General features: G+C 38.3%; 7 tRNA genes and 1 rRNA gene. All 8 read left to right on the forward strand.

Annotated elements, in window-relative coordinates:
- The first annotated feature begins 21 nt into the window (after positions 1–21).
- Positions 22–136 (forward strand): 5S ribosomal RNA (gene rrf / locus KMP12_RS07360).
- Positions 137–169: 33 nt separating this feature from the next.
- A tRNA-Asn gene (locus KMP12_RS07365) sits at positions 170–246 on the forward strand.
- Between the two features lie 6 nt (positions 247–252).
- Positions 253–324 (forward strand) — tRNA-Glu (locus tag KMP12_RS07370).
- A 2-nt stretch (positions 325–326) separates the two neighbouring features.
- Positions 327–402 (forward strand) — tRNA-Val (locus KMP12_RS07375).
- A 6-nt stretch (positions 403–408) separates the two neighbouring features.
- Positions 409–492, forward strand: a tRNA-Tyr gene (locus KMP12_RS07380).
- Positions 493–503: 11 nt separating this feature from the next.
- Positions 504–578: transfer RNA gene (locus KMP12_RS07385), tRNA-Gln, on the forward strand.
- 1 nt (position 579) lies between these two features.
- Positions 580–652 (forward strand) — tRNA-Lys (locus KMP12_RS07390).
- A 31-nt stretch (positions 653–683) separates the two neighbouring features.
- Positions 684–755 (forward strand) — tRNA-Glu (locus KMP12_RS07395).
- Positions 756–1,169 lie beyond the last annotated feature (414 nt).

Raw genomic sequence — 1,169 nt, forward strand, 5'->3', positions numbered from 1 at the left:
ATAATATATATAAAGTTTTCGTCTGGTGGCGATAGCAAAGAGGACACACCTGTAACCATACCGAACACAGAAGTTAAGCTCTTTAGCGTCGAGGGTAGTTGGTCTTAGAACCTGCGAGATTAGAACGCTGCCAGGCTTTAGTCTTTAGCGAATGCTTTAGGCTTATGATTCCACAGTAGCTCAGTTGGTAGTAGCATCTGACTGTTAATCAGAGGGTCGCAGGTTCGAGTCCTGCCTGTGGAGCCATTTTTTGGCCCGTTGGTCAAGTGGTTAAGACACCGCCCTTTCACGGCGGTAACACGGGTTCGAATCCCGTACGGGTCATTGGAGGTTTAGCTCAGCTGGGAGAGCACTTGCCTTACAAGCAAGGGGTCAGCGGTTCGATCCCGTTAACCTCCACCATTTAATGGGAAGATAGCGAAGAGGCTAAACGCGACGGACTGTAAATCCGTTCCTTAGGGTTCAGTGGTTCGAATCCACTTCTTCCCACCATTTAATCATATTGGGATATAGCCAAGCGGTAAGGCAACGGACTTTGACTCCGTCATTCCCTGGTTCGAATCCAGGTATCCCAGCCATGAGCCATTAGCTCAGTTGGTAGAGCATTTGACTTTTAATCAAAGGGTCGAAGGTTCGAGTCCTTCATGGCTCATTATAAAAATGCCTCTAAGGCATTTTATTTTGGCCCGTTGGTCAAGTGGTTAAGACACCGCCCTTTCACGGCGGTAACACGGGTTCGAATCCCGTACGGGTCATACAGAGGTGAGTTTTACTCGCCTTTTTTATTTTGTTTAATATTTTAATTGTTTGCTAGAATATAACCGTCTATATTCTTAATGAAAAGAAAAATATTTTAATATAAGAATATAAAAAGTATATTAACAAAATAGCAAAAAAGTTATAAAAGTTTGTATATTTATCAAAAAAGAAAGAATGAAACTGAATGATTATCTTCTTTATGTATAAACAAAAAAGCCTTTATAATAATTAGTAATGATGAAAAAAAACAAAGCTAATTGTTTTAATATATAGAAAATTTTTTAAAGATACAAACTAAAAATATGGATACTATAAGACGATAGATGAAAGACTATCGTCTTTTTTATGCAATAAAATAAGGAGGTAAAAATGAGAATAAATGATTATGAACATCTATTTAAAAAAATGTT

Source organism: Gemella sp. zg-1178 (assembly GCF_018790995.1).
Taxonomy (GTDB): Bacteria; Bacillota; Bacilli; order Staphylococcales; family Gemellaceae; genus Gemelliphila.